Genomic DNA, 497 nt, shown 5'->3' with positions numbered 1-497 from the left:
TGTCTATCATTGATTGTCTTCATTGTTGCAATGATTTTGATTTTCGTTGCGCAGCGTGGATTATCGACTTTCTTTGTTGACGGTGTGAGCATCACTGATTTCTTATTTGGAAGCAAGTGGGAACCAAGCTCGAAAATATTTGGTGCCCTGCCAATGATTTCAGGTTCTTTCATTGTTACGATTCTGTCAGCTGTTGTTGCGACCCCTATCGCAATCGGTGCAGCGGTCTTCATGACAGAAATATCACCAAAACGTGGTGCAAAAATCTTACAACCTGTTATCGAACTTTTGGTTGGTATTCCATCGGTTGTATATGGTTTCATTGGTTTGCAAGTAGTTGTACCATTTGTACGTTCAATCTTCGGTGGAACAGGTTTCGGTATCTTGTCGGGTGTATTTGTACTTTTCGTTATGATTTTGCCAACAGTAACCTTTATGACGGTTGACAGTTTGCGTGCAGTACCTCGTCACTACCGCGAAGCAAGTTTGGCTATGGG

Annotated in this window: 1 protein-coding gene; it reads left to right on the top strand. The window is 42.3% G+C overall.

The window, feature by feature from the left end; genetic code table 11:
• The coding region (locus tag C1E99_RS01030) for a PstC family ABC transporter permease (RefSeq protein WP_153060135.1) at positions 1-497 on the top strand (497 nt) is incomplete at both ends.

It is taken from the genome of Streptococcus suis (assembly GCF_002964045.1).
Lineage (GTDB): Bacteria > Bacillota > Bacilli > Lactobacillales > Streptococcaceae > Streptococcus > Streptococcus suis_U.
This window is presented reverse-complemented; position numbering and strand designations above follow the sequence as displayed.